General features: G+C 41.8%; 22 protein-coding genes. 17 read left to right on the top strand and 5 right to left on the bottom strand.

Annotation, left to right across the window (positions count from 1 at the left end; translation table 11 throughout):
• Positions 1-281: 281 nt before the first annotated feature.
• The gene (locus tag BM308_RS03395; RefSeq protein WP_074942883.1) at positions 282-464 is read right to left on the bottom strand and encodes a type III secretion system chaperone; all 183 of its coding nucleotides are present in this window, start codon (positions 462-464) and stop codon (positions 282-284) included.
• Between the two features lie 586 nt (positions 465-1,050).
• Between BM308_RS03395 and BM308_RS03390 the strand changes: the two genes are divergently transcribed.
• The 8 genes from BM308_RS03390 (at position 1,051) to BM308_RS03355 (ending at position 10,668) form a co-directional block, all read left to right on the top strand.
• On the top strand, positions 1,051-2,409 hold the full coding sequence (locus BM308_RS03390; RefSeq protein WP_074942882.1) for a Na(+)-translocating NADH-quinone reductase subunit A: 1,359 nt from the start codon (positions 1,051-1,053) through the stop codon (positions 2,407-2,409).
• Between the two features lie 3 nt (positions 2,410-2,412).
• The gene (locus BM308_RS03385; protein WP_074942881.1) at positions 2,413-3,663 is read left to right on the top strand and encodes an NADH:ubiquinone reductase (Na(+)-transporting) subunit B; all 1,251 of its coding nucleotides are present in this window, start codon (positions 2,413-2,415) and stop codon (positions 3,661-3,663) included.
• Positions 3,650-4,441 (top strand): Na(+)-translocating NADH-quinone reductase subunit C, encoded by a 792-nt coding sequence (locus BM308_RS03380; RefSeq protein ID WP_074942880.1) that lies wholly within the window; start codon positions 3,650-3,652, stop codon positions 4,439-4,441. The genes BM308_RS03385 and BM308_RS03380 overlap by 14 nt, the downstream gene beginning before the upstream one ends.
• Complete coding sequence (locus BM308_RS03375; RefSeq protein WP_031491364.1) at positions 4,434-5,090, top strand: NADH:ubiquinone reductase (Na(+)-transporting) subunit D; 657 nt, start codon at positions 4,434-4,436, stop codon at positions 5,088-5,090. Before BM308_RS03380 ends, BM308_RS03375 begins: the two co-directional genes overlap by 8 nt.
• A 2-nt stretch (positions 5,091-5,092) precedes the next feature.
• Positions 5,093-5,692: an NADH:ubiquinone reductase (Na(+)-transporting) subunit E gene (gene nqrE / locus BM308_RS03370; RefSeq protein WP_074942879.1), complete on the top strand. Its 600-nt coding sequence runs from the start codon at positions 5,093-5,095 to the stop codon at positions 5,690-5,692.
• A 9-nt stretch (positions 5,693-5,701) separates the two neighbouring features.
• Positions 5,702-6,928 carry an NADH:ubiquinone reductase (Na(+)-transporting) subunit F gene (gene nqrF / locus BM308_RS03365; protein ID WP_074942878.1) on the top strand — a complete coding sequence of 409 codons (1,227 nt, stop codon included), beginning with the start codon at positions 5,702-5,704 and terminating at the stop codon, positions 6,926-6,928.
• A gap of 158 nt (positions 6,929-7,086) precedes the next feature.
• Positions 7,087-8,472 carry an ATP-binding protein gene (locus tag BM308_RS03360; RefSeq protein WP_074942877.1) on the top strand — a complete coding sequence of 462 codons (1,386 nt, stop codon included), beginning with the start codon at positions 7,087-7,089 and terminating at the stop codon, positions 8,470-8,472.
• A gap of 231 nt (positions 8,473-8,703) precedes the next feature.
• Positions 8,704-10,668, top strand: coding sequence for a hypothetical protein (locus BM308_RS03355; protein ID WP_074942876.1), 1,965 nt, complete (start codon positions 8,704-8,706; stop codon positions 10,666-10,668).
• Between the two features lie 10 nt (positions 10,669-10,678).
• Here BM308_RS03355 and glnD read toward each other — a convergent pair whose 3' ends face one another.
• From glnD to sfsA, 4 genes are all read right to left on the bottom strand, one after another.
• The gene (glnD, locus tag BM308_RS03350; RefSeq protein ID WP_083425421.1) at positions 10,679-13,339 is read right to left on the bottom strand and encodes a [protein-PII] uridylyltransferase; all 2,661 of its coding nucleotides are present in this window, start codon (positions 13,337-13,339) and stop codon (positions 10,679-10,681) included.
• 13 nt (positions 13,340-13,352) lie between these two features.
• The gene (map, locus tag BM308_RS03345) at positions 13,353-14,138 is read right to left on the bottom strand and encodes a type I methionyl aminopeptidase (protein WP_074942875.1); all 786 of its coding nucleotides are present in this window, start codon (positions 14,136-14,138) and stop codon (positions 13,353-13,355) included.
• A gap of 191 nt (positions 14,139-14,329) precedes the next feature.
• Positions 14,330-15,121, bottom strand: a complete 792-nt coding sequence (locus BM308_RS03340; RefSeq protein WP_074942874.1) for an MBL fold metallo-hydrolase — start codon at positions 15,119-15,121, stop codon at positions 14,330-14,332.
• A gap of 49 nt (positions 15,122-15,170) precedes the next feature.
• Positions 15,171-15,842: a DNA/RNA nuclease SfsA gene (gene sfsA / locus BM308_RS03335; protein ID WP_074942873.1), complete on the bottom strand. Its 672-nt coding sequence runs from the start codon at positions 15,840-15,842 to the stop codon at positions 15,171-15,173.
• Between the two features lie 307 nt (positions 15,843-16,149).
• Between sfsA and rpsB the strand changes: the two genes are divergently transcribed.
• The 9 genes from rpsB (at position 16,150) to bamA (ending at position 25,840) form a co-directional block, all read left to right on the top strand.
• Positions 16,150-16,896 carry a 30S ribosomal protein S2 gene (gene rpsB / locus BM308_RS03330; RefSeq protein ID WP_074942872.1) on the top strand — a complete coding sequence of 249 codons (747 nt, stop codon included), beginning with the start codon at positions 16,150-16,152 and terminating at the stop codon, positions 16,894-16,896.
• Between the two features lie 118 nt (positions 16,897-17,014).
• A complete protein-coding gene (gene tsf / locus BM308_RS03325; RefSeq protein ID WP_074942871.1) occupies positions 17,015-17,902 on the top strand; it encodes a translation elongation factor Ts in 888 nt (295 codons plus the stop codon).
• A 20-nt stretch (positions 17,903-17,922) separates the two neighbouring features.
• The gene (gene pyrH / locus BM308_RS03320) at positions 17,923-18,648 is read left to right on the top strand and encodes a UMP kinase (RefSeq protein WP_074942870.1); all 726 of its coding nucleotides are present in this window, start codon (positions 17,923-17,925) and stop codon (positions 18,646-18,648) included.
• A 13-nt stretch (positions 18,649-18,661) separates the two neighbouring features.
• Positions 18,662-19,219, top strand: a complete 558-nt coding sequence (gene frr / locus BM308_RS03315; RefSeq protein ID WP_074942869.1) for a ribosome recycling factor — start codon at positions 18,662-18,664, stop codon at positions 19,217-19,219.
• Between the two features lie 9 nt (positions 19,220-19,228).
• Entirely contained in the window at positions 19,229-19,981 is a 753-nt protein-coding gene (uppS, locus tag BM308_RS03310; RefSeq protein ID WP_074942868.1) for a polyprenyl diphosphate synthase, read from the top strand.
• A complete protein-coding gene (locus BM308_RS03305) occupies positions 19,981-20,844 on the top strand; it encodes a phosphatidate cytidylyltransferase (RefSeq protein ID WP_074942867.1) in 864 nt (287 codons plus the stop codon). The genes uppS and BM308_RS03305 overlap by 1 nt, the downstream gene beginning before the upstream one ends.
• Positions 20,844-22,043, top strand: coding sequence for a 1-deoxy-D-xylulose-5-phosphate reductoisomerase (ispC, locus tag BM308_RS03300; protein WP_074942866.1), 1,200 nt, complete (start codon positions 20,844-20,846; stop codon positions 22,041-22,043). The genes BM308_RS03305 and ispC overlap by 1 nt, the downstream gene beginning before the upstream one ends.
• Complete coding sequence (rseP, locus tag BM308_RS03295) at positions 22,036-23,415, top strand: RIP metalloprotease RseP (protein WP_074942865.1); 1,380 nt, start codon at positions 22,036-22,038, stop codon at positions 23,413-23,415. The genes ispC and rseP overlap by 8 nt, the downstream gene beginning before the upstream one ends.
• A gap of 28 nt (positions 23,416-23,443) precedes the next feature.
• A complete protein-coding gene (gene bamA, locus BM308_RS03290) occupies positions 23,444-25,840 on the top strand; it encodes an outer membrane protein assembly factor BamA (RefSeq protein WP_074942864.1) in 2,397 nt (798 codons plus the stop codon).
• The last annotated feature ends 10 nt before the right edge of the window (positions 25,841-25,850 follow it).

The following is a 25,850-nucleotide window of genomic DNA, read 5'->3' as shown; positions in this document are numbered from 1 at the left end:
GAGAAATAGCTCTGACTCATGATTATAGAAATTCATTTGTTGTAGGTAATAGACCGAAAGTAAATGGTTCAAAATACAGGATGCGTTACCTTAAGAAGGAAAATTTATAGCAGAAAGATTGATCCTGCCTATAGGCAATTGATCCTAACCGAAGATATAATTGGATTAGCTTCCAATATATTTTTATTGTCTGGAAATGAATAAAAATCAGACAAACAATGCCTGATTAAACAATAAGTTATGATTAAAGTTCGGCAAGGGACAGCGCTAGTCAAAAAGTTTTACAAAATGATTGACATCCGAGCTGTCACTATATAGGTATCCTCAATCAGCTGCAGATTGATATTGTATTTCTCATCCACATTGAGTGATACCAGCCCTTCCTCATCAGGCTCGAAAGCAGCTATTCCTGTGTTCTTTTTTACTTCTGCTAAAAAGGCCCTGTAGGCATCCATGTTTGTCATTTATACTCCCCGGGTAAATTGAATATTATTCAGCTGTATAAAATAATGTGCACAGTTTAAGTATAAATCGTTTAAACAAAATTGCACTACAAATATTAAAGGTATTGTAAATTATGTGATCCCTGCCTGAATAAATAATTACAGCTAACAGCTCCACCATGTGGTAAATATTTGACCAGATCTGTGCTGCAGCAAAACTCTACTGAGAATCACACAATATTAATACAGTCGAAATTCTCTTTTTTTCTATTTTTCTGTACTGTTTTGGTGAGGTAAATCTCTTTTTTTTTATTACCGAGGTCAAAATGCAAAAAAGTCAATGGAGAATTAAAGAGAGCATTCTTATTTAGTTTTTTGAAAGGAAAATTGTTTTCACTTTTAGACCTAAATCTAACATTTAAGATTAAAAGTTATTTAATTAGTATCTAAAATGGAAAACACGTCCCATAAATGCTAAAATCATTGCGAACACTTGTCTGCATAGAAAATGTGATTTTTTTTAATAAAAAAAGATCATGTTTTTTTATGTCATCGGCATGTAGGTAACTAGGATAAGTCTCCTTAATTAAATTTATTGGAACCGTCTATGATTAACATCAAAAAAGGATTGGATCTGCCTATTGGCGGCAAGCCTGAACAGTCGGTGAATGAGGGACCACAGGTAAAGCATGTTGCTTTAATCGGCACTGATTACATTGGTCTTCGTCCATCAATGGCTGTTGAAGCTGGTCAGAAAGTCAAGAAAGGTCAGGTTCTCTTTGAAGATAAGAAAAATCCTGGAACCCGTTTCACCGCTCCTGCAGCAGGTACAGTTGTAGCTGTTAACAGAGGCGAGCGTCGCGCTTTCCAGTCTTTAGTAATTGAAGTAGATCCTAACGGTGAGAGTGTTGAGTTTAAGAAAACTTCCTCTGACAATCTGTTAGGCCTGTCCTCAAAAGAAGTTGTTGATGAGCTTGTTGAGTCTGGTATGTGGACAGCATTCCGTACTCGTCCTTTTGACAAGGTACCTGTAATCGGCTCATTACCTCATTCTATTTTCGTCACAGCTATGGATACCAATCCTCTTGCTGCTGATCCTAAAGTAATCATCGATGCAGAAGCTCAGGCTTTCGCTGATGGTCTTAAGGTATTAAGCCGCATAGGCGATTTCAAGGTATACGTATGTAAGGGCGCTTATGAGCTTCCTTCTGTAAACCTTCCAAATGTACAAGAGGAAACCTTCGTAGGTCAGCATCCAGCAGGTTTAGCTGGTGTTCACATCCACAACCTTGATCCTGTTTCAGAAACCAAGACTGTATGGCATATCGGCTATCAGGATGTGATCGCAATCGGTCACCTGTTTGTTGAAGGTGAACTGTATAACGCTCGCGTTATTTCAATTGCTGGTCCTCAGGCTAAGAATCCTCGTTTAGTAAAGACCCTGATGGGTGCATCAACTGCTGAATTAGTTGCAGATGAAATCCTACCATCAGCTTCAGGCGTTCGCGTAATTTCTGGAACTGTTCTATGGGGTAACATCGCAGTTGGTCCATATGCATACATGGGTAGATATCACCAGGGAATCGCTCTTCTGGAAGAAGGCAAGAACAACGAGTTCTTCCTTGCAAACTGGATGGGTCTAGGTGCACGTCGTCACTCAGCAACCCGCGCTTTCCTTGCAAACTTTATCAAACCAAGTTCTTACATTTTCAATACCGCTTTAAATGGCGGCCCTCGTTCAATCCTACCTATCGGCTGTTACGAGAAGGTTCTTGCTCCATATGATGTAGAAGCTATTATGTTATGTAGAGCTATCGATATGAACGATACCGACCAGGCTAAGCTTTTAGGTATTCTTGAATTTTCTGAAGAAGATATTGCATTGGCTACTTATGTTTGCCCAGGCAAAAATGACTTCGGTCCAATGCTTCGCAGAAGCTTAACCAAGATCGAAGTGGAGGGTTAATAAGTGTTATTAGATGCATTAAAGAAATTCTCCCTTCTATTTACTAAAGGTGGACTATTATCATGGTTCTATCCTTTATATGAGGGTACTTTCACTTTCTTATACAGTTCAGGCCGTGTAACAACTGGCAGAACCCACGTTCGTGATTTCGCTGAATTCAAGCGTATCATGATTATCGTTTGGTTCGCAGTTTTCCCTGCTATGTTCTGGGGTTTCTATAACATTGGTAATCAGACAGTAACCGCTATTGCCTCACTGCCAAATGCTATGGATATCGTTTCACAGAGCTACAGCCTGTTCAGCGGTGACTGGCACTATGCTATCGCACAGTTATTCGGTGCTTCTCTAGGTGCTGATGCCGGTCTGTATTCAAAGATGGTAATTGGTGCGGTTTACTTCCTTCCAATTTACATCGTTGTATTCGCTGTAGGCGGTTTCTGGGAAGTTCTATTCTGCCTGGTTCGTCACCATGAAATTAACGAAGGTTTCTTCGTAACTTCTATCGTGTTCGCTCTGGTTGTTCCACCAACCATGCCATTATGGCAGGCTGCTTTAGGTATTTCTTTCGGTGTTCTAATCGGTAAAGAAGTATTCGGTGGTACTGGTAGAAACTTCGTAAACCCTGCTCTATGCGGTCGTGCTTTCCTATTCTTCGCATATCCTGCTTCAATTTCTGGTACCAACTGCTGGATTCCAGTAGATGGCTTCTCAGGTGCTACTCCTCTAGCTCAGTGGGCTTCAGGCGGTGAAAAGGCATTAGTTGACGCAGCTGGTAATGCAATCAACTGGATGGACGCATTCCTAGGTAATATCCCAGGTTCAATCGGTGAAGGTTCAACACTAATGATTCTTGTTGGTGCTGCTATCATCCTTGCAACCGGTGTTGCTTCATTCCGCATTATGGCTGGTATCCTAATCGGCGCATTCCTGACAGCTACATTGTTCAACTCAATTGGTTCAGTAACCAATAACATGTTCTCAATGCCATTCGCATGGCACGCTGTTTTAGGTGGTTTTGCCTTTGGTACTGTATTTATGGCAACCGATCCTGTATCAAGTTCATTCACCAACAAAGGTAAGTGGGCATTTGGTGTACTGATTGGTGTAATGGTTATCCTAATCCGTACCGTAAATCCAGCTTATCCAGAAGGTATGATGCTTGCTATTCTGTTCGCAAACTGCTGGGCACCTCTGTTTGACTACCTAGCAACTTCACGCGATATTAAGAGGAGAGCTGCCCGTGTCAAAGCTTAATAAAGACTCAGTATTAGGTACCTTTGTTATCATTGTTACCTTCTGCTTGGTATGCTCAGTGCTGGTTTCATCTGCTGTTGTTGCACTAGATCCGTTCAAGGCTGCAGCTGTAGCAAATGACCGTCAGGTTAATATCCTGAAGGTTTCTGGCTTTGAGGTTAAAGGCTCAGTTGCCAAAACCTTCAAAGAGCATATCGAATCACATCTGATTGATGTTGAAACCGGTTCTCTTGCAGATGACGTTGTTCCTGCTTCTCAGATCGAGGGCTACAACTTCGCTTCATTAGCAAAGAAGCCAGCTTCATCAGTTAAGATTCCTAAGGACCGTGATGTTGCAGGTATCTTAAGCCGTGCTAAGTACATGCCTGTTTACTTCGCAAAGGATGAAAACGGCAAGGTTGCCCGTGTAATTCTTCCTTTCTATGGTCAGGCTCTATGGTCTACCGTATATGGTTATGTTGCACTATCTCCTGTTGATGCTAACACCATCCTAGGTGTTACCTTCTACTCACACGGTGAGACTCCAGGTTTAGGTGGTGAGATTGATAACCCACGCTGGCAGGCACAATGGGTTGATAAGAAGTTAACCAATGAGAACGGCGAGTACAAGTTCCATATTGTTAAGAATGCTGCTGATAAGAATCATGAAATTGATGCTCTGTCAGGCGCAACCTTAACTTCAGTTGGCGTAGATAAGACTGCTGCTTTCTGGTTGGGTGACGCTTACAAACCATTCTTAGAGAAACTAAGCAAAGGGGAGATCATTGTAAATGAGTAAGGGTCCAAGTCTAAAGGAGATATTCCTAACTCCAATCATTGCAAATAACCCTGTAATGATTCAGATCTTAGGTATCTGTTCTTCTCTAGCTGTTACCTCTAGCATGAAGACTGCTTTTGTTATGGGTTTATCTGTAACTGCTGTATGTTCATTAGCAAACCTTGCTATTTCAATCGTACGCAATTACATCCCTAACTCAGTACGTATTATTGCTCAGATGACAGTTATCGCATCACTGGTTATTCTGGTTGACCAGATTCTGAAAGCTTTCGCTTACGATCTGTCAAAGCAGCTATCAGTGTATGTTGGTCTGATTATTACCAACTGTATCGTTATGGGTAGAACCGAAGGTTTCGCTCTTAAGTCAGCTCCTCTTCCATCACTATTAGATGGTCTTGGAAATGGTTTAGGCTATATGCTGGTTCTATGCGTTGTTGCAACTATCCGTGAATTATTCGGTGCTGGCACTTGGTTTGGTATGACCGTATTAGAGTCCGTTAACAACGGAGGCTGGTATGTTCCATGCGGACTGTTAGTAATGCCACCATGCTCATTCTTCCTATTAGGTCTTCTAATCTGGGGTGTTAAGTCATTCCGTAAAGATCTTCAGGAACCTCTTGAGTACGATACTCACAGGGAGGATTACTAATAATGTTAGAACATTATCTATCCCTCTTTATTAAGAGTGTTTTCGTTGAAAACATGGCTCTTGCCTTCTTCCTGGGTATGTGTACCTTCTTGGCAGTTTCCAAGAAAGTTACCACTTCTGCAGGTTTAGGTGCAGCCGTTATTATGGTTCAGCTGTTAGCAGTTCCTGTTAATAACTTAATCAATACTTACATCCTGAAGCCAGATGCACTTGTAGTAGGTCTTGATCTTTCATTCCTAAGCTTCATTACCTACATCGGTGTTATCGCAGCCTTAGTTCAGATTCTGGAAATCTTCCTGGATAAATACGTACCTTCACTGTACGCTGCTCTGGGTATCTTCCTGCCTCTGATTACCGTAAACTGCGTTATCTTCGCTGGTGTATCATTCATGGTACAGCGTGAATATACCTTCACCGAATCAGTTGTATACGCTTTAGGTTCTGGTTCCTCATGGGCTCTTGCTATTATCATCTTAGCTGCTATTAACGAGAAGCTTAAGTATGCTAATGCTCCAGGCGGTCTGCGTGGTTTACCTCTAACCTTTATCACAGCAGGTCTGATGGCTGTTGCCTTCATGTCCTTCTCTGGTATTCAGTTATAAGGGGGATTCATGTTTACAATCGTATCTGGTGTTGCAATGTTCGTTGCTATCGTTGTTGTTCTGGTAGCATTGATTCTTGTAGCAAGAAAGTTCCTGGTTCAGTCAGGTGACATCACCATTGGTGTTAATGACGATCCAAAGCTGGACATGAAGTGTCCTGCAGGCGGCAAGCTTCTAAACGATCTATCTGAGAAGGGCATTTTCGTTTCTTCTGCTTGTGGTGGTCGTGGTGCTTGCGGTCAGTGTAAAGTTAAGGTTACTGAAGGTGGTGGTAACGTTCTGCCTATCGAGTACTCTCACTTCTCAAAGAGAGAGATTAAGGAAGGCTGGCGTTTAGCATGTCAGGTTACAGTTAAGAATGACTGTAAGATTGAGTTACCTCCTGAGGTATTCGGTGTTAAGAAGTGGGAATGTGAGGTTATTTCTAACCACAACGTTGCTACCTTCATTAAAGAGCTGCGCTTACGTATTCCAGAGGGTGAGGAAGTTCCATTCCGTGCTGGTGGTTATATTCAGATCGAAGCTCCTGCTCATACTGTTAAGTATGCAGATTTCGATATTGAGCCTCAGTTCATCGGTGCTTTCAAGCACTTCGGTTTTGATAAGCTGGTTTCAAAGGTTGATCATCCAACCATCAGAGCTTACTCAATGGCTAACTACCCAGGTGAGAAAGGTCTGATTATGCTGAATGTTCGTATTGCTACACCTCCATTTGGCAATCCATCAGCTCCTCCAGGAATCATGTCTTCATACATCTGGAGCTTGAAGCCTGGTGATAAGGTTACTATTTCTGGTCCATTCGGTGAGTTCTTCGCTCGCGATACCGACAATGAAATGGTATTCATCGGTGGTGGTGCTGGTATGGCTCCTATGCGTTCACACATTTTCGATCAGTTAAAGAGATTGAATTCAAAGCGCAAGATGTCATTCTGGTATGGTGCACGTTCATTGAACGAAGTTTTCTATGCTGACGAGTTTGATCAGTTAGCTAAGGAACATCCAAACTTCACATGGCATTTAGCTCTGTCTGATCCTCAGCCAGAAGATCACTGGACTGGTTTAACAGGCTTTATTGCTAACGTTCTGTATGAGCAGTACTTACGTGATCACAAGAATCCTGAGGATTGTGAGTACTACATGTGCGGACCTCCAATGATGTCTAAGTCAGCTGTTGATATGTTACATTCACTGGGTGTTGAAGACGAGAATATCCTATTCGATAACTTCGGTGGTTAATAATCACAGTTGCTTTAAAGCAATTTGAAACAAGGCTCAGGGGTAAAATCCTGGGCCTTTAGTTTATTTGATTTAATATTATATTTTGAAATATTATACTTGAAAATATTATATTCTAAAATATAATAATTATAGATATATTATTTAAGAGGTGCTCTATGAAATTCGTTGATAGACTGAACGAAATGGATACTTTGGATAATGAATATAGAAGAGATGGGGCATCTTTCGTTGTAGTTTATGGTCGCAGAAGAGTTGGTAAGACTGAGCTAATACGACATTTTATTAAGGATAAATCCGCAATATATTTTCTAGCAACCGAAGAGTCTGAAGCGATGAATCGTGAGGCTTTTAAAAGACAGGTTGCTGATTATCTAAATGATGAACTTTTACGAGAAGCTGTAGTAGAGCGTTGGGATTTGATATTTGAAAAGTTAGTTTCGTCTTCTAATTCGCAGAGAATTGTAATAGTAATTGACGAGTTTCAATATATTGGAAAGAATAATCCTGCATTTTTGTCTGTATTTCAACGTGTATGGGATAATCTTTTATCAAAAGAAAACGTTATGGTCATTTTGTGTGGCTCTTTAGTTTCAATGATGATGTCCCAAACTCTTAATTATGATGCTCCTCTGTACGGAAGAAGAACTGCACAAATTCGCCTTCGTCCTATCAACTTTGAATATTATAAAGAGTTTTTTGACAACAACTATTCTGAAGAGGAACTTGTAAAACGTTATAGCCTCACAGGTGGTGTCCCAAAATATATTGAAATGTTTCAAAATTCCTCTGACTTACAGAATGCTATTAAAAATAGCTTATTGAATGTTTCAAGCTTTTTGTTTGATGAGCCAAATTTTCTTTTACAGAAGGAAGTAAGCGATATTGGTAGCTATTTTTCGATTTTAAGAGTTATAGCGGAAGGAAATCATAAAATTTCCAATATAGCAGGATTGGTTCAACAGAAACAGACGAATCTTCCTCGTTATTTAAATGTGCTTATTGATCTCGACCTTTTGGAAAGAGAAGTTCCTGTTACTGAAAAGAATCCTGATAAAAGCAAAAAAGGTCAGTATCAGATACGAGATAATTTCTTACGATTCTGGTTTAAGTTTATTTATCCAAACCGTAGTTATTTAGAAATGTCTCATAGTGATGTTGTTTTAAACCTTCTTTCCAAAAATTTTGTAGATGGACATGTAAGTTATGTTTATGAACAGATCTGTCAGGAAAAGCTATGGAATCTTTCTGCAAAAGGATTATTCCCAGGTATATTAGAGCGGGTTGGTCGATGGTGGGATAATTCTCATGAGATAGATGTTGTAGGTCTTTCTGAGAAGGATGATTTAATGGTTGTTGGTGAATGTAAATTCTGGAAGGGGCCAGTTGGATCGAATATATTGTATCAACTTGAGCAGAAAACTACATTTGTTGAATGGCACAAGGCTTCGAGAAAGACAATTTACGTTATATTCAGTATCAATGGTTTTACTGATGATATTAAATCTTTAGCCCAGGGACGAGATGATGTCTTTTTGATCTGAGTTAACTATTAAAGGTTTGATTGATACTTTAATAAAAAATTAACTACATGTATAACTACTTATACAACAACTTATCCTGCTGAAAAATCTACTTTTTCTTATATTAAACATAGGCTGTTCATTGTTTCCTATCACCAAAAAGGGATTTTTTTCTGATTAAGGTATATAAACGTTTTCAATAGTAATATAATCTCTGCTGAACATTGAAAATTAACGCAAATACATATTCATATGAGGTTTCTTTCTTACTTATCTTTTCTGTTATTAACTGGAACAATCCAGGTATCTCAGGCTGCTAATATCTGGGAAGCTGGAGAGTTAACCTATCCAAATAACGAAACCGAGATAAGTGCATTTGTAAATACCGAAGGAAACACTCAGTTACAGGCTGTTCTCTGTACTAAAGATTCTTCCAATTCCTACCGCTTTACTCTTTTACTTCCAGAAAAACTTGATTCAGACTCTGTTATCAAGGTGATTATCAAGACAGACGATAATGAAGTTGAGGCTTATGCTGAAGTTTCTGGAAACAGCATGGATATTCAGATTGATGAGAGTCTGATGCTCTCCATTCCTGATTCCTCAAAGATGACCTTATCCTTTGACAAGGATGACGCTGATTATCTGAAGATCCCTGCAACTATTGAAGTAAATATGCATGGCGCAGATATGACCATCAGAAATGTAGCCTCTGAATGTACTGCTCTGTGTTTAGGAAACGGCTTTAAGTGTAATTACCCTTTACTGTCATCTCTGCTATGGCCAAGAGATCAGTACAGAAATGTTCAGATTGATGATATTGATGATCTCTGTACTACAGCAGTAATGCCAGGCTACTTTAAATTTAATCCTACAAAATCCTGTAAGCTTGCCTTAGACAGATTCTATAAGAAGGAAGGTGTTGGTCCTTTATCTTATGTTTATAAGATTTTTAAGGACAAGAATTCAATCTTCCAGCAGTATGTTAAAAACTGGAATGAAGCTGTAGCACTATGTCCTTATTCAGCATTAGATCTTCCTGTAACCGCCAGCGATAAGGAATGGTATTTGATTCTTTATTCTCTGGTTGGAAAGAATCACATCAGAGAATTTCCAAGCAGCTATTATTCAGTAAAGAAATACACAGATGATCCAACCACTCTGATTTACGATATTGATAACAGATACGAGATGGAGCTTTTAAAGTACTCATCTGTACTGTATCGAAGAGTAAAAGGTTCAGTATCTGCTGTAAATGCTGTAGAGAAGGCTTTAAAGACCTGGCAGGATTTCTACCGTCAGCTGGTTTCTGCTCTTCCTTCTATTCATCAGGCTCAGGCCGTAAGACCTGTTGTTTACAGAGAAATGATGCTCAGAGTCTGGAATCTGGCCGGAAAACCAACTGGACTTAAGATCCTGCCTGAGAACATGTTCCACCAGGGCACAAACGGCAGACCTGTAACCACTGAACCACTAGAGACACAGTGCTCCTTCTTTGAGGGCAGCGGTGGTGATCAGTTCTTCTTTGCTTCAGAGGACTGCATTAAGGGCTTCAATGATTATATGAGGACATCTCCTCTGAACAGCAAGCTGTATCAGAATGTGGTGGACTCTTGGAACAAGTTTGCCTCTAACTGGGCAGCATCTCAGTTCTACACTGATGGCATTGATGACGCGGTGGGCGAGCATCCTCAGGCTAATCTGGCTCTGACAATAATGTCTTTATTCAAGCTTTACGGCTTTGGAGACTATTTCCTGCTGCGTGAGTGTATCTCAAGTCGTGATGCTGATATCTGCGGTTATGAACAGCACAAGGCCTACAGCACCTATACCAAAGAGTTTAACAATCGTCTGGATTCAATAACCAATGCCTCTGATAAGGATGGCAGCAAGCTGAATGCCTTAAATGAGCTGTGGCTTGATTACTACCACAACCTTGAAGAGTACCTGAAAGATCTTGTACAGAGAAATATCATTCCTCTGTGGAGAGCTGAATTTGCCAAGGCTATTGCCTGTGTGGTTCAGACCAATGCTATTCTTAATTTCCCTTATGACAGGGAAGAGTTCCCTCAGTTATCTGATGATGAGGAATTTGAAGGTACCGATTCAGCAGGTAAGCGTTTCACTTTAGAGCAGAACAAACTTACTACTCCTGACGTGATCGAACCTGATCAGGACGAAGATGTCATCGACGATGACATCATCATTCCAGAATAATCATTTCTAATTAGATTTTATCCAGTGCAGCTTTCAGCTCTAATGAAAGCTCATTCTTCTGAATCAGAGAAAGTGGCAGGCCGTTGATATCGGTGATAGCAAAGTAGTCATCTGCTCTTTCACCGGTAGTGGTGATTCTGGCTGCGCTTATCTGGTAGCCAAGTTTTGCAAAGGTCAGGCCGATTCTAGCAAGCAGACCGTGTCTGTCCAGAGTGGAGATTTCAAGTTTTGTCTGCTTATCAGTTTCAGAATCCAGATACATGATTCTGGTAGGTACATCGAAAATCTTGCGCTCTGTTTTTTCTTTTGGCAGGACAAATTCGGTTGAGGTATCATCAATCTTGCTGAGAATGGTCTTTCTAAGACCATTGAGTCTCTCAGTATCAATCGGCATTCCCTGCTTATTCTGGAACATGATGGTACACAGAACATGAAGCTTGTTGGTTAGGAAAACCTGTGCACTTACCACATTAAGCTGTTTTGAGGCCATGGTCTTGGCAATATTGCCAAACAGCATTGGCGAATTGTTCTGTGAATAGATAAACAGTTCTGTACCGATGTTTGGATTCTGTGAAAACAGCAGTAAAGGTTTATTTGCAGAATCATATCTTAAGATATTCTTAAGATGCCAGGAGATATCTTCTGGCTGATAGTGCATGAAGTATTCGATAGGCAGCTGCCTTATGTATCTTAGAAGGTCTGCCTTGTTGCAGTCTTCCTGCAGCAGGGACATAACAGTCTTCTGCTTATCCAGCGCCTTGGTCTTGATACTTGCTGCAATATCGGAGCTTTCCTGACTTAAGGCAAATCTTACTGACTGGTATAGCTGTCTGAAGATGTTATCCTTCCAGGAATTCCAAACATTCTCATTGGTTGCGGAGATATCTGCAACTGTCAGACAGTAGAGCTGGTTTAGATGCTCTTCGTCTTTGACGAAATAGCAGAAATTCTTGATGACCTCGATATCCGTAATATCACGACGGGTAGCGGTGGTATTCAGCTGCAGATGTGATTCTACCAGCCATCTAACCATCTGGGTCTGATATTCGGAAAAATCATGCAGACGGCAGAACTGCTCTGCTTCTTTTGCTCCCTTGGCAGCATGACTTCCGCCACGACCTTTGGCGATATCGTGCAGAAGAGATGCTGTGATTAAGAGCTCGTGATCATTGATTCTTTTGTAGACGCTTCTGAAGAGCTGGTATTCTGGAAGTTTTGATTGGGACAGCTCATTAACATTCTTGATAACACGAATAGAGTGCTCATCCACACTGAAGAGGTGGAAACGGTCAAACTGGGCTAGCCCCTCAATTCTTGCCCACTGAGGCATATAGCTTGAGAGTACACGTGTTTCATGCATAAGATTAAGAATCTTATAGGCACTGTCGGTCATTGAAAGAATGGTTTTAAGACGATAGCGGCACTCAGGAATGGTAATCAGAGGCTCTTTGAGTTCTCGTCTTCCTTCTCTTAGGGCACGTAGACAGTTAACATGAATCTTCTCGATATTAGGCCTGGTAGCAATGGTAACAAACAGTTCCAGGATCTTGGTAGGATTGCTTTTGAAAAGCTCAGGGTCGAGAACATCGATATAGTGTCCGCGCTGAACAAAGTCTCTGTTGATAAATACTGGTTCAGCATAGTCTCTGCCTACATAGCCATGGGTCTGTAGCTGAATGAGCTGCAGAACAATATGATTGAGTTCCTTTACACGGTGGAAGGTTCTGTAAAGATCACGCATCATGGCTTCAACAGGAGAATTTCCTTCTTCACCGTAGCCCAGCATTGAGGAAACGGTCTTCTGGAAATCCAGTCTTAGGATATTGCTGTTGGAGTTGCAGTGAACCGCATATCTGACATCAAAGAGAAATCTCTGACAGGCCAGATACTCGTTATATTCAGATTTGGACAGAAGTCCTACTGAGAACAGTGTATCTGTTTCCTTAGCGTTCAGGATCTTGAGTGACAGCCACTGCATCACCTGAAGATCACGGAGTCCGCCTGGATTGTTTTTAATATCAGGCTCCAGTGAAAAGATTGTATCTCTGAAGCTGTGATATCTTTCATTCTGCTCATCATATTTAGCCAGGAAAAACTTCTCGTTATCCCAGAATCCATCTGTATCAATGGATTTTTTCAGATCATCATAAACCTCTGTTGCTCCTGCAATAAAGTGAGTTTCCAGAAGGTTTGAGCGAATGGTGATGTCGTTGCGTGAGGCAAGAATTGTTTCTTTGATGGTTCTGACAGAGGAGCCGATATCAAGTCTTAAATCCCAGAGAAAAGAAATAAAGGATTCAATTTTGCTTTTGGATTCAGCATCGATCTGATCTTCATTGCTCAAGATCAGAAGATCAATATCTGATCTTAAAAACTGTTCTCGTCGGCCATAGCCGCCAACAGCTATAAGTGCCAGGTGAGGGGAGTTCTCTCCAATAAAACTATTCCAGATGATTGTCATCAGTTCATCGATGATATCGGATGAATTTCTGATGATTTCTCGGATATCAAAGCCCTTTTTGAAACACTCGATCTGATAGAGTTCAAACAGGGAAACTCTTTCTCTGGCTTTCTTGATGTCATTAACATCGATGCCGGAGAAGGAAAATGGAAAAACTTCCTTTAGTTTTTCTTCATTGATTTTTCTTGGAATAGTTATTGATTCGAACATTAACAGCTACTTACTAGTGAGTAATTATTCTTGGGAAATCCTCATCCTTTCTTAAGGTAAGAACTTCAACACCGTTTGGAATAACCAGCAGGGTGTGCTCGTACTGTGCTGAAGGCTGCTTGTCTGCGGTTGTAACTGTCCAGCCGTCTTTTCTGTTTACCTTGACCTTGTGAGTACCCGCGTTGATCATAGGTTCAATGGTAAAGCACATGCCTTCCTCTAAAAGCAGGTTGTAATTGTTCTTGTAGTGAACAACCTGAGGTTCCTCATGGAAGCCTGCTCCGATACCGTGACCGCAGTAGTCTCTTACGATAGAGAAGCCTGCCTTGTCAGCAACCTTCTGAATTGCTGCTCCGATATCAGCCAGATTTGAACCAGGACGAACAGTCTTGATAGCCTCGTACATGCCTTCCTGAGCACATTTGCATAAAGCTTCATTTCTTGGAGAGGTTTTACCTACGATGTACATTCTGGAGCTGTCACCGTGGTACTTGTCTTTTAGAACTGTAACATCAATGTTTACGATGTCACCTTCTCTTAATTTGTGATTGTCAGGAATTCCGTGACATACCACCTCATTGATACTGATACAGGTGGCTTTTGGGTAGCCCTGATATCCTAAATCAGCACTCTTTGCGTTTTCTACCTGCTCTATATAGTCGTTCATAATCTTGTCCAGCTCGTTGGTGGTAACGCCTGGAACGATATATGGTTCGATCATTTCAAGAACACGGGCGGTTGCTGCGCCCACAATACGCATTTTTTCAATTTCACTTGGACTTTTTAAAGAGATGTTCATTGTTGATTCCTTACAAAATATTCGGTTCATTATAGTATTATTTGGCTTTAGATGCATGAAATTAGAGGGCTATTGAACAAAAATCGCACCTGTATACAGCCTTGAATATTCTCTTTTGTGAACTCTGATAGGAATGTAAGAAAAAGCCTTCAGAACAGACTGCACTGAAGGCTTGTGAGAAAAAAAAGATTCTACATGGAAATGGTTTCCAGATCCTTAGGAACAAAGATATTGCCGTTGAAATACTGTCTTCCTTCCTCAAGATAAAGCTCTTTTCTGTTTTTGATGTTCTTCTCTTCAGTATGGTAGAGGATGATGTTCTTTACGTTAAGCTCAGTTGCCAGTTCACAGGCGTCTTTAACTGTTGAGTGATGTTTCTCATATGGCTTGAAGATATCTGCCTGAGAGTACAGACAGAAGGCTTCGTGCATCAGCCACTCGGCATCTCTTGCCAGATCCTTTATTGAATCATTGCAAGGCTCATCTCCGCAGCAGACAAGTTTCTTGCCGTCAAGAGAGAAACCGAACTGTTTGGTTTTGGTGGAATGGATATCAAAGAAGGTTACGTCGTGGCTGCAGATTTTTACGGTTTCTCTGTCTGTAACCGGAATCAGCAGCAGAGACTTGCCGACAAATTTGAAATCTTTCTCTAAAAGCAGCATCTTTGCCAGATCGTAAATAGTTTTGATTACTTCATCATGACCGTATACGCGAACTACTCCGTCAAAGACTTTTTCACGGGATTTCTGGCAGATAAGACGGGTCAGCCAGACCATGCCGATAATATGATCAATATGAGTGTGGGTTACGAATATATCGTTAACCTGTTTCCAGTCTGTACCAGCGTGTTTCAGCTGACGCATGATGGTGTTGCCGCCGCCGGCGTCAACCAGAAAGTTGCCGTTTGAATCCTTCAGTAAAAAACAGGTGTTGTAGACTTCTGTAGTAAAGGCATTTCCTGTTCCTAATAGGGTAATATCCATGTGTTCACCTCTAATTCTTTTTCGTTCGGAGTATTATCGCATATTCCGACTAAAACTCTACTTTTGTGCGGTTCGGATCTGGAATAAGAGCATTCTCCTGTATACTGCAGCCTAGAAACCAGATTCTAACTCCTGCCTTGATGGCATCCCTGAAAGCTTTTTCAAATTCTGGATGAATTCTGCCGTTAGGTCGTACTTCTGTAACCTTTTGCATCTGAATGACAAAGGCCAGAGCACATATATATCCTCGCTTTTGAGCATCAATCAGTTCATATATATGTTTTACACCTCGCTGCGTAGGTGCGTCCGGAAAGTATCCTATACCGTCCTCTTCAAGAGTACAGCCTTTAACCTCAACAAGATATTTCTGGGCACCTTTTTCAAGATAGAAATCGATTCTGGAGTTGCCGTAGCTGTACTCTGGCTTTATCACATCGAATTTTCCTGTAAGCCACTCTTTCATAAGAGCATTAGGAGCCTGACTGTCGATATTTACAAGTCCGAGACCTGCTTTTTCAACGGCAATAAGATCATATTGAGTCTTACGCTCGGGATTATCAGATTTTGTCAGCACAACTTTAGAGTGAGGCAGGAGAAGCTCTCTGCAGCGACCGGTATTTTTGACATGGACGGTTTCTGTCTTTCCGTTTAAAAGCACTTTTGCAATAAAGCGGTTTGGGCGTTCAAGAAAGGTTGCCTGCACTGTGTTGGGGTACTGCATTTTTTTATCTCATATTTATAAGGTATAGCTTTGTCATGATTTTAGCGTAAAAGAGAGCCAGATTTGTATTTCTGGAAATACCAAATTGAATTTTAAGGATAAAAATTTTTCAAATTATTTTTAAAAACATGATAAAATAACGTGCCTTTTGTGTGGGTACATGAAAGGTAACTTAATACTCAGTGAGTATGGTTTTTATTTTTTTTAGAAAACGCACACTGTTTGTCAACGTCCATGACTGGGTGCCATTATATGGTTAGTCAGGCGGAACAGTGGAGGCTTAACCCTAATTTAGAGGATATTTAATATGTCTACCATCACTATGCGCGATATGCTACAGGCTGGCGTTCACTTCGGTCACCAAACTCGTTACTGGAATCCAAAAATGAAGCAGTACATCTTTGGTGCTCGCAACGGCATTCACATCATCAACCTAGAGAAGACCGTTGAGTGCTACGAGTCAGCATTGAACTTCCTGAGCAGCACTGTTGCTCACAAGGGCAAGGTTCTATTCGTTGGTACCAAGCGCGCAGCAAGCGATAAAGTAGGTCCTGCAGCAACCGCATGTGGTCAGTACTATGTTGATCACCGTTGGTTAGGCGGTATGTTAACCAACTGGAAGACCGTTCGTCAGTCAATCAAGCGTCTAAAGGAATTAGAGGCTCAGACTCAGGATGGCACTTTCGACAAGTTAACCAAGAAAGAAGCATTACTACGTACCCGTGAGCTTGAGAAGTTAAACCGTTCATTAGGCGGTATCAAGGATATGGGTGGTCTACCAGACGCATTATTCGTAATCGATGCTGAAGTAGAGCACATCGCTATCAAAGAGGCTAACAACCTAGGTATTCCTGTTGTTGCTATCGTTGATACTAACTCAAACCCAGACGGCGTAAACTACGTAATTCCTGGTAACGACGACGCAATCCGTGCTGTTGATTTATACCTAAAGGGCGCTGTTGAGACCATCAACGCTGCTCGTGCACAGGTTGTAACTCAGGAAAAGGCTGAAGTAGCTGAAGCTGCTAGCGAAGAAGCTGCAAAGGCTGAATAAGTTTGATTGGATCTTTAATATAGATCTAGATGCTATGACGCGTGATGCGCCATAGTTTACGTGAACTTTTATAAGGCCGGTTTTATCCGGCCTTTTACAGATTTAAGAGGAATAAAACATGGCTACCGTAACCGCTGCTATGGTTAAAGAACTACGTGACGCTACTGGCGCAGGTATGATGGACTGTAAGAAGGCTTTAGTTGCTGCTGACGGCAACATGCAGGCTGCTATTGACGCAATGCGTAAGAGCGGTGCTGCTAAGGCTGCTAAGAAGGCTGGTCGTACTGCTGCTGAAGGTATCATCACTGTTGCTCAGGACGGCAACAAGATTGCTTTAGTTGAAGTTAACTCAGAGACCGACTTCTGCGCAAAGAATGCAGAGTTCGTTGAGTTTGCTCAGAAGGTTGCTGACGTTGCTCTTGCAAACAGCATTTCTGACGTTGAGGCTTTAAAGAACGCTCAGTTAGATGGTCAGACTGTTGCTGAGGCTTTAACCGCTTTAGTTGCTAAGATCGGTGAGAACCTACAGGTTCGTCGTGTTTCATTAGTTAACGCAAATGCTGATGAGACTGTTGGTCTATACGTTCACTCAAACAAGCGCATCGGTGTTGCAGTTGTTCTGAAGGGTGGCGATACTGAGACTGCTAAGCACGTTGCAATGCACGTTTGTGCTGCTAAGCCACAGTTCGTTAAGCCAGAAGACGTATCAGCAGATGTTGTTGAGCACGAGCGTCAGGTTCAGATCGAGATCGCTATGAACTCAGGCAAGCCACAGAACATCGCTGAGAAGATGGTTGAAGGCCGTATGAAGAAGTTCACCGGTGAAGTTTCTCTAACCGGTCAGCAGTTCGTTATGAACCCAGAAGTTACCGTTGGTCAGATGCTGAAAGAGAAGAGCGCTGACGCTGTTTCATTCGTTCGTCTAGAGGTTGGCGAGGGAATCGAGAAGCAGGTTGTTGATTTCGCAGCTGAGGTTCAGGCTCAGGTTGCAGCCGCACAGAAGTAATTTGGCGGAGTAAACAAATAATGTCTTCGGAGCAGAAAAGTAACGTTCGTAGAATTCTACTTAAGATTTCAGGTGAAGCCTTAAGTGGAGATACCGGTTTTGGAATTGATCCTGCTGTTCTATCTCAGACTGCCAAGGCAATCAGAGAAGTTCAGAAAAAGGGTGTTCAGACCGTATTGGTAATTGGTGGCGGAAATATTTTCCGCGGAGCTGCATTACAGAAAGCAGGTTTCGACAGAGTTTCAGGTGACCAGATGGGTATGCTTGCAACTATCATGAACGGACTTGCAATGAGAGAGGAATTAAAGTCTCAGGGCGGTAAGTGTGTACTTATGAGTGCATACGGAATTCCATCCATTACAGCTCAGTACAGTGCAACTGAAGGTCGAGACCTGTTAAATCAGGGCTACAGCCTGATTGTTGCCGGTGGTACTGGTTCTCCTTTCTTTACAACTGATACAGCTGCTGTTTTACGAGCAATTGAACTTCAATGCTCTGAAGTTTTAAAAGCTACCAAGGTTGATGGTATTTACACGGCAGATCCTGTAAAAGACAAAAATGCTACCAAATTTGATGCTCTAACCTTTGATGAGGTAATTTCTAAGCAATTAGAAGTGATGGACCTCACTGCTTTTGCATTAGCACGTGAACATCACATGCCAATTAGAGTATTCTCTATGAACAAACCAGGTGCATTTGATAAGGCTGCAATTGGTGAAGCCGAAGGAACTGTGGTTAGCGATTAAGGAGTTTATATAAATGTTAAATGACGTTCATAAAAACGCAGAATCTCGTATGAACAAGGCTGTTGAGTCTTTAGATGTACGTCTTTCAAAGATTCGTACTGGACGTGCTCAGCCAGCTTTACTTGACGGCATTATGGTTGATTACTACGGCAGCCAGACCCCATTACGTCAGGTAGCACAGATCAATGTTGAAGATGCTCGTACCCTTAAGTTAAGCGTATTCGATAGAAACGCTATCAAGGCTGTAGAAAAAGCAATTCAGCAGTCAGAATTAGGATTAAATCCTGTTGTTGCAGGTGTTGAAATCCGTGTACCTCTACCTCCACTAACCGAAGAGCGTCGTAAAGAGCTGGTTAAGATTGTTAAGAACGAAGTAGAGCAGTCTAAGGTTGAAATTCGTAACATCCGCCGTGATGCTAATGCAGAAGTAAAAGATCTTCAGAAGAACAAAGAGATTTCTGAGGATGAGCAGCGTTCTGCAGAAGAAAAAATCCAGAAGCTAACTGACGCTTCAATCAAGAAGGCTGATGATCTTCTGGCAGCAAAACAGAAAGAGTTGATGGAAATTTAATTCATCTGTATGCCGATTAGTCCAAATACTCCGGGGAGCTTAACCGCTCCTCGTCATTTAGCCATAATTATGGATGGAAATGGTCGATGGGCACAATCTCGTGGAAAACAGCGAGTAAGTGGTCATCAAGAGGGTGCTAATGCTGTTAGACGAGTTATCACTGAATGTGCAAAGATGGGAGTTAAGGAATTAACTCTTTTTGCATTTTCTAGTGAGAACTGGAAACGTCCTTCCATGGAAGTTAATGCCCTTATGACTTTATTCGTCCAGGCTATCCGCAAAGAAAGCAAAAATCTTTTAGAAAACGGAATCCGTACCAGAATTGCAGGCGATATTTCCCGTTTTCCAAAAATTCTTCAGACTCAGATTAAAAAGCTTGAAAAACTGACAGCCGACTGTGATGTCATGAAGCTCAACATTGCCGCAAATTACGGCGGACGCTGGGATATTCTTCAGGCATGTAAAAAGCTTATGCACTCCTGCACTGAGGAGTCAGTGGATATTGATTCTCTGACTGAGGATCTGTTTACTGAGCAGCTTAATATTATCTCAAATGTTGATCTGATGATTAGAACTGGCGGAGAGCAGAGAATCTCAAACTTCCTTCTATGGCAGTCAGCCTATGCGGAAATGTTTTTCTCAGATACTCTGTGGCCGGATTTTGGCAAAGAAGATTTAATTCAGGCCTTTACTTTTTTCAACAGCAGAGAGCGCCGTTTCGGCATGACTTCTGCTCAGGTACAAAAAAAGGATAATCAATAATGTTTACAAGAATCTGTACAGCTGTTGTCCTGATAGTTGCAGTACTTGCATGGCTGTTTAAGGCAGATTATGCGATTTATGCCATGGGCTGTCTGTTTATGTATGCTGTAGGTGCTTATGAGATGGGACCTCTGTTAGGCTACAAGAGCAGGATCCCTTTTCTTCTGATTTCATGCGTCTGTGCAGTTCTGTCATTTATTGCTGTTGGTAATCCTGGAAATTTTATCAATACAGGCATTCCATCAACCGCTCAGTATCTAACTGTTTCCGGTATGATTGTCTGGATTGGATGTTTACCTTTATTGATAAAATATCCTGAGAATACCGGCTGGCATAAGAATATTGTTTTAAATACCATTATCGGTATTCTGCTGCTGGTTCCTTTCCTGATTGGTCTTTTGATTCTCAGAGCCAGCGAGTATGCAACTAATAATCTTGCAGGCTCTCTTCTGGTTTTAAGTGTAATGGCTCTGGTCTGGTGTGCTGATTCTGGTGCCTACTTTACCGGTTATTTCCTGGGCAAGCACAAGATGCTTCCTAATGTAAGTCCTAAAAAGACTGTTGAAGGTCTTGTTGGCGGTCTGGTTACCGCTCTTATCGGCATGTACATTTTCATGCAGCTAGGCTGGTTCGGCCAGTATGCAGAAAACAAGTTTGCTCTAACCTGTGCCTGTATCGCTGCAATTGTGTTCTCTGTAATCGGTGATCTGGTGGAGAGTATGCTTAAGAGAATCGTTGGTATCAAGGATTCAGGAAAAATCTTCCCAGGCCATGGCGGTATGCTTGATCGTATTGATTCACAGCTTGCTGCAATTCCTGTATTTTTAACCTTTATCTGGTTGATTAGCGGAGAGTTACGTTAATGAAAAGTGTTACTCTTTTAGGTGCTACCGGTTCAATCGGTACTTCAACCCTTGATGTGATAAGACGTCACAAGGATGAATTCAGGCTTCACGGTATTGTTGCCAATTCATCTGTTGAGAAAACCATCGAGATTATCCGTGAATTCAAGCCTCAGAGAGTTGCTCTTGCGGACACTCTTGCATGCAAGAAACTGCAGGAGGAGCTTAAGAAGCAGAACCTGTTTGCTGAGGTTTTAGAAGGCCAGAAAGGTGTAGAGGATTTATCCGGTGACGGTGCCTCTGAGATAGTGGTGGCTGCCATTGTCGGTGCTGCCGGACTTAAACCGATTCTTGCTGCTGTAAAGACGGGATGTATTGTGGCTCTTGCTAATAAAGAATCTTTGGTGATGTCTGGTAAGATTTTCTTTGAAGAGGCCAAAAAATACGGTGCCAAGATTCTTCCTGTAGATAGTGAGCACAGTGCAATTTTCCAGTGCCTTCCATATGAGCTTCAGACCAATCTGGGCTTCTGTGACTTAAAGAAGGCCAATGTTTCAAAGATTCTTTTAACCGGTTCCGGCGGTCCATTCAGAGATACTCCATTACCTGAGCTGCCTTCTGTAACACCAAAACAGGCAGTCTCTCATCCTGTATGGTCAATGGGTCCTAAGATTTCTGTGGACTCTGCCACCATGATGAACAAGGGACTGGAGTTTATTGAGGCTCGTTACCTGTTCAATGCAACTGACGAAGATATCAAGGTTGTAATCCATCCTCAGTCTGTTATTCATTCCATGGTTGCCTATACTGACGGTGCGGTTTTAGCACAGATGGGCCAGCCAGACATGAGAACTCCGATTGCTGTTGCGATGGGATTCCCTGAGCGAATTGAATCCGGTGTTGCTCCGCTTGATTTTGAAAAGCTTGGTGAGCTTACCTTCAGAGCTCCTGATTATGACAGATATCCTTGCCTGAAGCTTGCTATGCAGGCCAGTGTAAGCGGACAGGGGGCAACCACAGCACTTAATGCTGCAAATGAAATTGCGGTAGATGCCTTCCTTAAGGAAAAAATCAGATATACCGATATCGCAGTCGTTGTAGAGAATGTTTTAAATACCTTCGGTTCTCCTGAACTTAAGAGTGTTGATGAGGTTATGAATGCTGATTCTCAGTCAAGAGAGATTGCTCTTAAGGCTGTAAAGGAGTTAGCTAATGGTTAACTTTATAGGTGGTATCTTTTACTTCCTGTTAGCTCTGGGAATACTGGTTACCATTCATGAGCTTGGTCATTTTCTGGCTGCTCGTGCCTGTAAGGTTAAGGTCCTGCGTTTTTCGCTGGGCTTTGGTCCTGTTATTTATAAAAAAACCGGAAAAGACGGCTGTGAATATGCTGTAAGTGCAATTCCACTGGGCGGTTACGTCAAGATGGAAGGCGAGAATAATCCGGTTCAGGGTGACAAGCTGATGTCTTCAGATGAAGCTCTGCCACCTGATTCCTTTAAGGCAAAGCCTGTATGGCAGAGAGCCATAATCATTTTTGCCGGTCCTTTTTTCAATATTGCTCTGGCGGTTATCCTTTTTACCATCGTCAATATGTCAGGTATTGTCGAACGTTATGCCGTGGTAGGCGACGTTACTCCTATGTCGATTGCTCAGGATGCTGGCTTTAAGACTTTTGACCGCATTGATTCTGTTGAAGGCAAGAGCATTGAGACCTGGTCAGATTTTGTTTATACCCTGGTTGAATATACCGGCTCAAACAAGATCCTGGATGTTGTTGTCAAATCCGATATGGGAAAAGGTGCAGCCCGAACTCTGCCTCTATCCTTAAAGAATTTTACACTCAACAGAAACGAGTCTCCTTTAGATGTTCTTGGACTCAAGATTTGCTACGGAAATATCACCAATACTCTGGGGGCGGTTGTTAAAAATTCTCCTGCGGATAAAGCAGGACTTAAAGTTGGTGATAAAATTGTATTGATTGACGGTCAGGAAGTTGATTCCTGGTTCCGAATTCAGGAGATGATCGCCGATTCCGACTGCAGACCAATGGAACTTGTGGTTGAACGTGACGGAGTAAAATACAGTGCGATCGTTGTCCCAGAATTAAAAAATATCTCAAAAGCAAAGAAACCAAGACCTTTTGTTGGTGTTGCAGCTAAAGTGGAACCTCTTGAAGGTCTGAGCCGTATGGTATCATATGGACCTATAGATGCTTTTGGAAAAGCCTTAATAGATGCGGCCGGCATGTCAAAGCTGGTTGTTGTTTCAGCCTATAAGCTGATTAACGGAAGTATCTCTGCAGACAACATTTCCGGGCCTATTGCCATAGCAAAAGGAGCTCAGGAAAGTGCTCAGTTCGGCTTGATTATCTTTATAAGTTTTTTGGCTGCTATTAGTGTAAACTTAGGTATCCTGAATTTAATTCCGATTCCTGTTTTGGATGGCGGTCAGCTTTTATTTTTAGCCTATGAGGCAATTATGCACAAAGAGCCTAGTGCCAGGACACAGGCCTTTCTTACTTCAATAGGCGCAGCGGTTTTACTGACCCTGACAGTATTTGCAGTCTTTAATGACGTAAAAGGTTTATAAATTTCTAAACAAACACAATGGTTTTAAGATGAGATCTCATTTATCTATAAAAGTAGCAAGCCTCAGTCTTGCAGTTGCATCAGTATTAGGTGTGTCTTCAGCTGCATTCGCAGCAGGTGATCCTGTTATCAGCGATATTCAGATAAGAGGACTTAACCGTGTAACCAAAGGCGCTGTATTACTTGCTCTTCCGGTTAAGGAAGGAGACGTAATGTCACAGGAAAATACCGCTCTTTCTATGCAGAGACTGTATGCCACGGGCGAATTTGACGAGGTTAAGCTGTCTCGTGACGGTAATACTTTCATTGTAACTGTTCAGGAAAGACCTACTGTCGGAGCAATTGATTTCTCCGGTAACGTAAATATCAAGAAGGATGATCTTCAGAAGGTTATTGAGGATCAGGGTATCAGAATCGGTGAGCCCCTGAATAATCAGGCTTTAAATACCATTGAAAAGTCATTAGAGGATTTCTACCACTCATCCGGTATGTATCAGGCCTCTGTAAAGGCTGTGATTACCCATCTGCCACGTAACCGTGCAGATATCAAGATTGAGATTATTGAAGGCAAAGCTGCTGAAATCCAGCAGATCAACATTGTGGGCAACAACTCTTTCCCTGAGGATGTGCTGCTTGCCCAGATGGAACTTCGTGATGAGTTGCCTTGGTGGAACTTCATGGGAAACACCAAGTACAACGGACAGAAGTTCCGTGCAGACCTTGAGTCTCTGAAGTCCTTCTATATGGACAGAGGTTATGTTAACTTCAAGATTGATTCAACCTCAGTTGAACTGACACCAGATAAGAAGGGTATCTATCTGACAATTGCCATCAATGAGGGAGATCAGTACAAGATTTCAGATACTTCCGTAAGAGGCGATACCCTAAAGTATGGCGATGAACTTGCTCAGGGTGTAACTATCGAAAAGGGTGAAATCTACAATCAGCGTAAGATTACAGAAAATGAGAAAACTCTGGCTTCAATCCTAGGTAAGTACGGTTACGCCAATACTGAGGTTAAGGCTTTCCCTGTATTTAACGACAAGGATAAGACAGTTGAACTTCAGTTCAATGTAATGCCAGGCAAGCGTGTTCATGTATCTCAGGTATTTATCAGTGGTAACGACAACACCGATGATACCGTGATCAGACGTGAGCTGCGTCAGATGGACGGTTCTTGGCTGTCATCCGAGGCTCTTGACGTTTCAAAGAAACGTCTGGACAGAACCGGATTCTTCGAAAGTGCTGAACTTACCACAGAGAAGGTCGGCGGTTCAGATGATACCGTAAACGTAAATACCAAGATTAAAGAGAGACCTACTGGTTCTATTTCCGGTGGTATCGGTTTTGGTACTGACTCTGGTATGGCTCTTCAGGCTAGTGTTTCTCAGTCCAACCTGTTCGGTTTAGGTACTCAGGGTACAATCAGTGCCTATGAGAACAAATACCGTAAGCACATGGAGGTTTCCTACACTGATCCTTACTTTACTGTTGATAACGTAAGTCTGGGCGGTCGAGTATTCCTTGATCACTATAAAGGCTCAAAGGATGCAAATGTAGTCGACTATACCAACAAGACCATTGGTGCTTTTGGTTATCTGGGATATCCTTTATCCGAGACCCTATCTATTAACTATAGTCTGGGTGTTGAGCGTGCACGAATCCAGAATAACGGCGTTAATTTCCAGCAGGGTCAAGTTTTCTTTGATATGTATGGAAAGGATGGACAGAGTGCTGTTGATTTCATCAACTACAAGGCTGGTGTTGATTTAACCCGTAATTCTCTGAATCAGAAGGTATTCCCTTCAGACGGTTCTAAGCAGATCCTGTCATTAATGATTACCACTCCAAATTCAGATGTTCATTACTACAAGGCAATTGCCGAAACCTATCATTATTTCCCTCTGAATGATTACAAAGACTATATCTTCTCTGTAAGAGGTAGGGCAGGATATGGTAATGGTTACAAAAGTAAGAACGGCATGAAGGAAATTATGCCATTCTTCGATAACTTCAATTTAGGTGGTTCCGAGTGGCTGAGAGGTTTCAAGCGTAATTCTATTGGTCCAAAAGCCTTATACATGTTACCAAACGGAATCTACTATCCATCAAGCAACTCTATAGGTGGTAATGCTTTCTGGGCCGTTTCTGCTGAAATTATTTTCCCAACACCTCTAATTGCCGAGGCTTACAAGAACAGTATCAGAACATCATTCTTCTTTGATGCCGGTTCTCTTTGGGATTCACGTTCTGGAATCTATGCTGTGGATTACTCATCCCCAAGCAAGTACAGAACCTCTGCCGGTATTTCTTTAGTATGGATGTCTCCAATGGGACCTCTATCCTTTGACATTGCTAAGCCAATCAAGAAATACTCAGGCGACGATACACAACAGTTTAATTTCAATATAGGTAGCACCTTCTAAAACGAGGAGA

Source organism: Succinivibrio dextrinosolvens (assembly GCF_900116345.1).
GTDB classification, from domain to species: domain Bacteria; phylum Pseudomonadota; class Gammaproteobacteria; order Enterobacterales; family Succinivibrionaceae; genus Succinivibrio; species Succinivibrio dextrinosolvens_B.
This window is presented reverse-complemented; position numbering and strand designations above follow the sequence as displayed.

Bases quoted from the DNA above. Each gene is read 5' to 3' on its own strand.
- BM308_RS03395 (WP_074942883.1), bottom strand. From the start codon at position 464: ATGACAAACATGGATGCCTACAGGGCCTTTTTAGCAGAAGTAAAAAAG.
- BM308_RS03390 (WP_074942882.1), top strand. From the start codon at position 1,051: ATGATTAACATCAAAAAAGGATTGGATCTGCCTATTGGCGGCAAGCCT.
- BM308_RS03375 (WP_031491364.1), top strand. From the start codon at position 4,434: ATGAGTAAGGGTCCAAGTCTAAAGGAGATATTCCTAACTCCAATCATT.
- nqrE (WP_074942879.1), top strand. From the start codon at position 5,093: ATGTTAGAACATTATCTATCCCTCTTTATTAAGAGTGTTTTCGTTGAA.
- nqrF (WP_074942878.1), top strand. From the start codon at position 5,702: ATGTTTACAATCGTATCTGGTGTTGCAATGTTCGTTGCTATCGTTGTT.
- BM308_RS03360 (WP_074942877.1), top strand. From the start codon at position 7,087: ATGAAATTCGTTGATAGACTGAACGAAATGGATACTTTGGATAATGAA.
- BM308_RS03355 (WP_074942876.1), top strand. From the start codon at position 8,704: ATGAGGTTTCTTTCTTACTTATCTTTTCTGTTATTAACTGGAACAATC.
- glnD (WP_083425421.1), bottom strand. From the start codon at position 13,339: ATGTTCGAATCAATAACTATTCCAAGAAAAATCAATGAAGAAAAACTA.
- map (WP_074942875.1), bottom strand. From the start codon at position 14,138: ATGAACATCTCTTTAAAAAGTCCAAGTGAAATTGAAAAAATGCGTATT.
- BM308_RS03340 (WP_074942874.1), bottom strand. From the start codon at position 15,121: ATGGATATTACCCTATTAGGAACAGGAAATGCCTTTACTACAGAAGTC.
- sfsA (WP_074942873.1), bottom strand. From the start codon at position 15,842: ATGCAGTACCCCAACACAGTGCAGGCAACCTTTCTTGAACGCCCAAAC.
- rpsB (WP_074942872.1), top strand. From the start codon at position 16,150: ATGTCTACCATCACTATGCGCGATATGCTACAGGCTGGCGTTCACTTC.
- tsf (WP_074942871.1), top strand. From the start codon at position 17,015: ATGGCTACCGTAACCGCTGCTATGGTTAAAGAACTACGTGACGCTACT.
- pyrH (WP_074942870.1), top strand. From the start codon at position 17,923: ATGTCTTCGGAGCAGAAAAGTAACGTTCGTAGAATTCTACTTAAGATT.
- frr (WP_074942869.1), top strand. From the start codon at position 18,662: ATGTTAAATGACGTTCATAAAAACGCAGAATCTCGTATGAACAAGGCT.
- uppS (WP_074942868.1), top strand. From the start codon at position 19,229: ATGCCGATTAGTCCAAATACTCCGGGGAGCTTAACCGCTCCTCGTCAT.
- BM308_RS03305 (WP_074942867.1), top strand. From the start codon at position 19,981: ATGTTTACAAGAATCTGTACAGCTGTTGTCCTGATAGTTGCAGTACTT.
- ispC (WP_074942866.1), top strand. From the start codon at position 20,844: ATGAAAAGTGTTACTCTTTTAGGTGCTACCGGTTCAATCGGTACTTCA.
- rseP (WP_074942865.1), top strand. From the start codon at position 22,036: ATGGTTAACTTTATAGGTGGTATCTTTTACTTCCTGTTAGCTCTGGGA.
- bamA (WP_074942864.1), top strand. From the start codon at position 23,444: ATGAGATCTCATTTATCTATAAAAGTAGCAAGCCTCAGTCTTGCAGTT.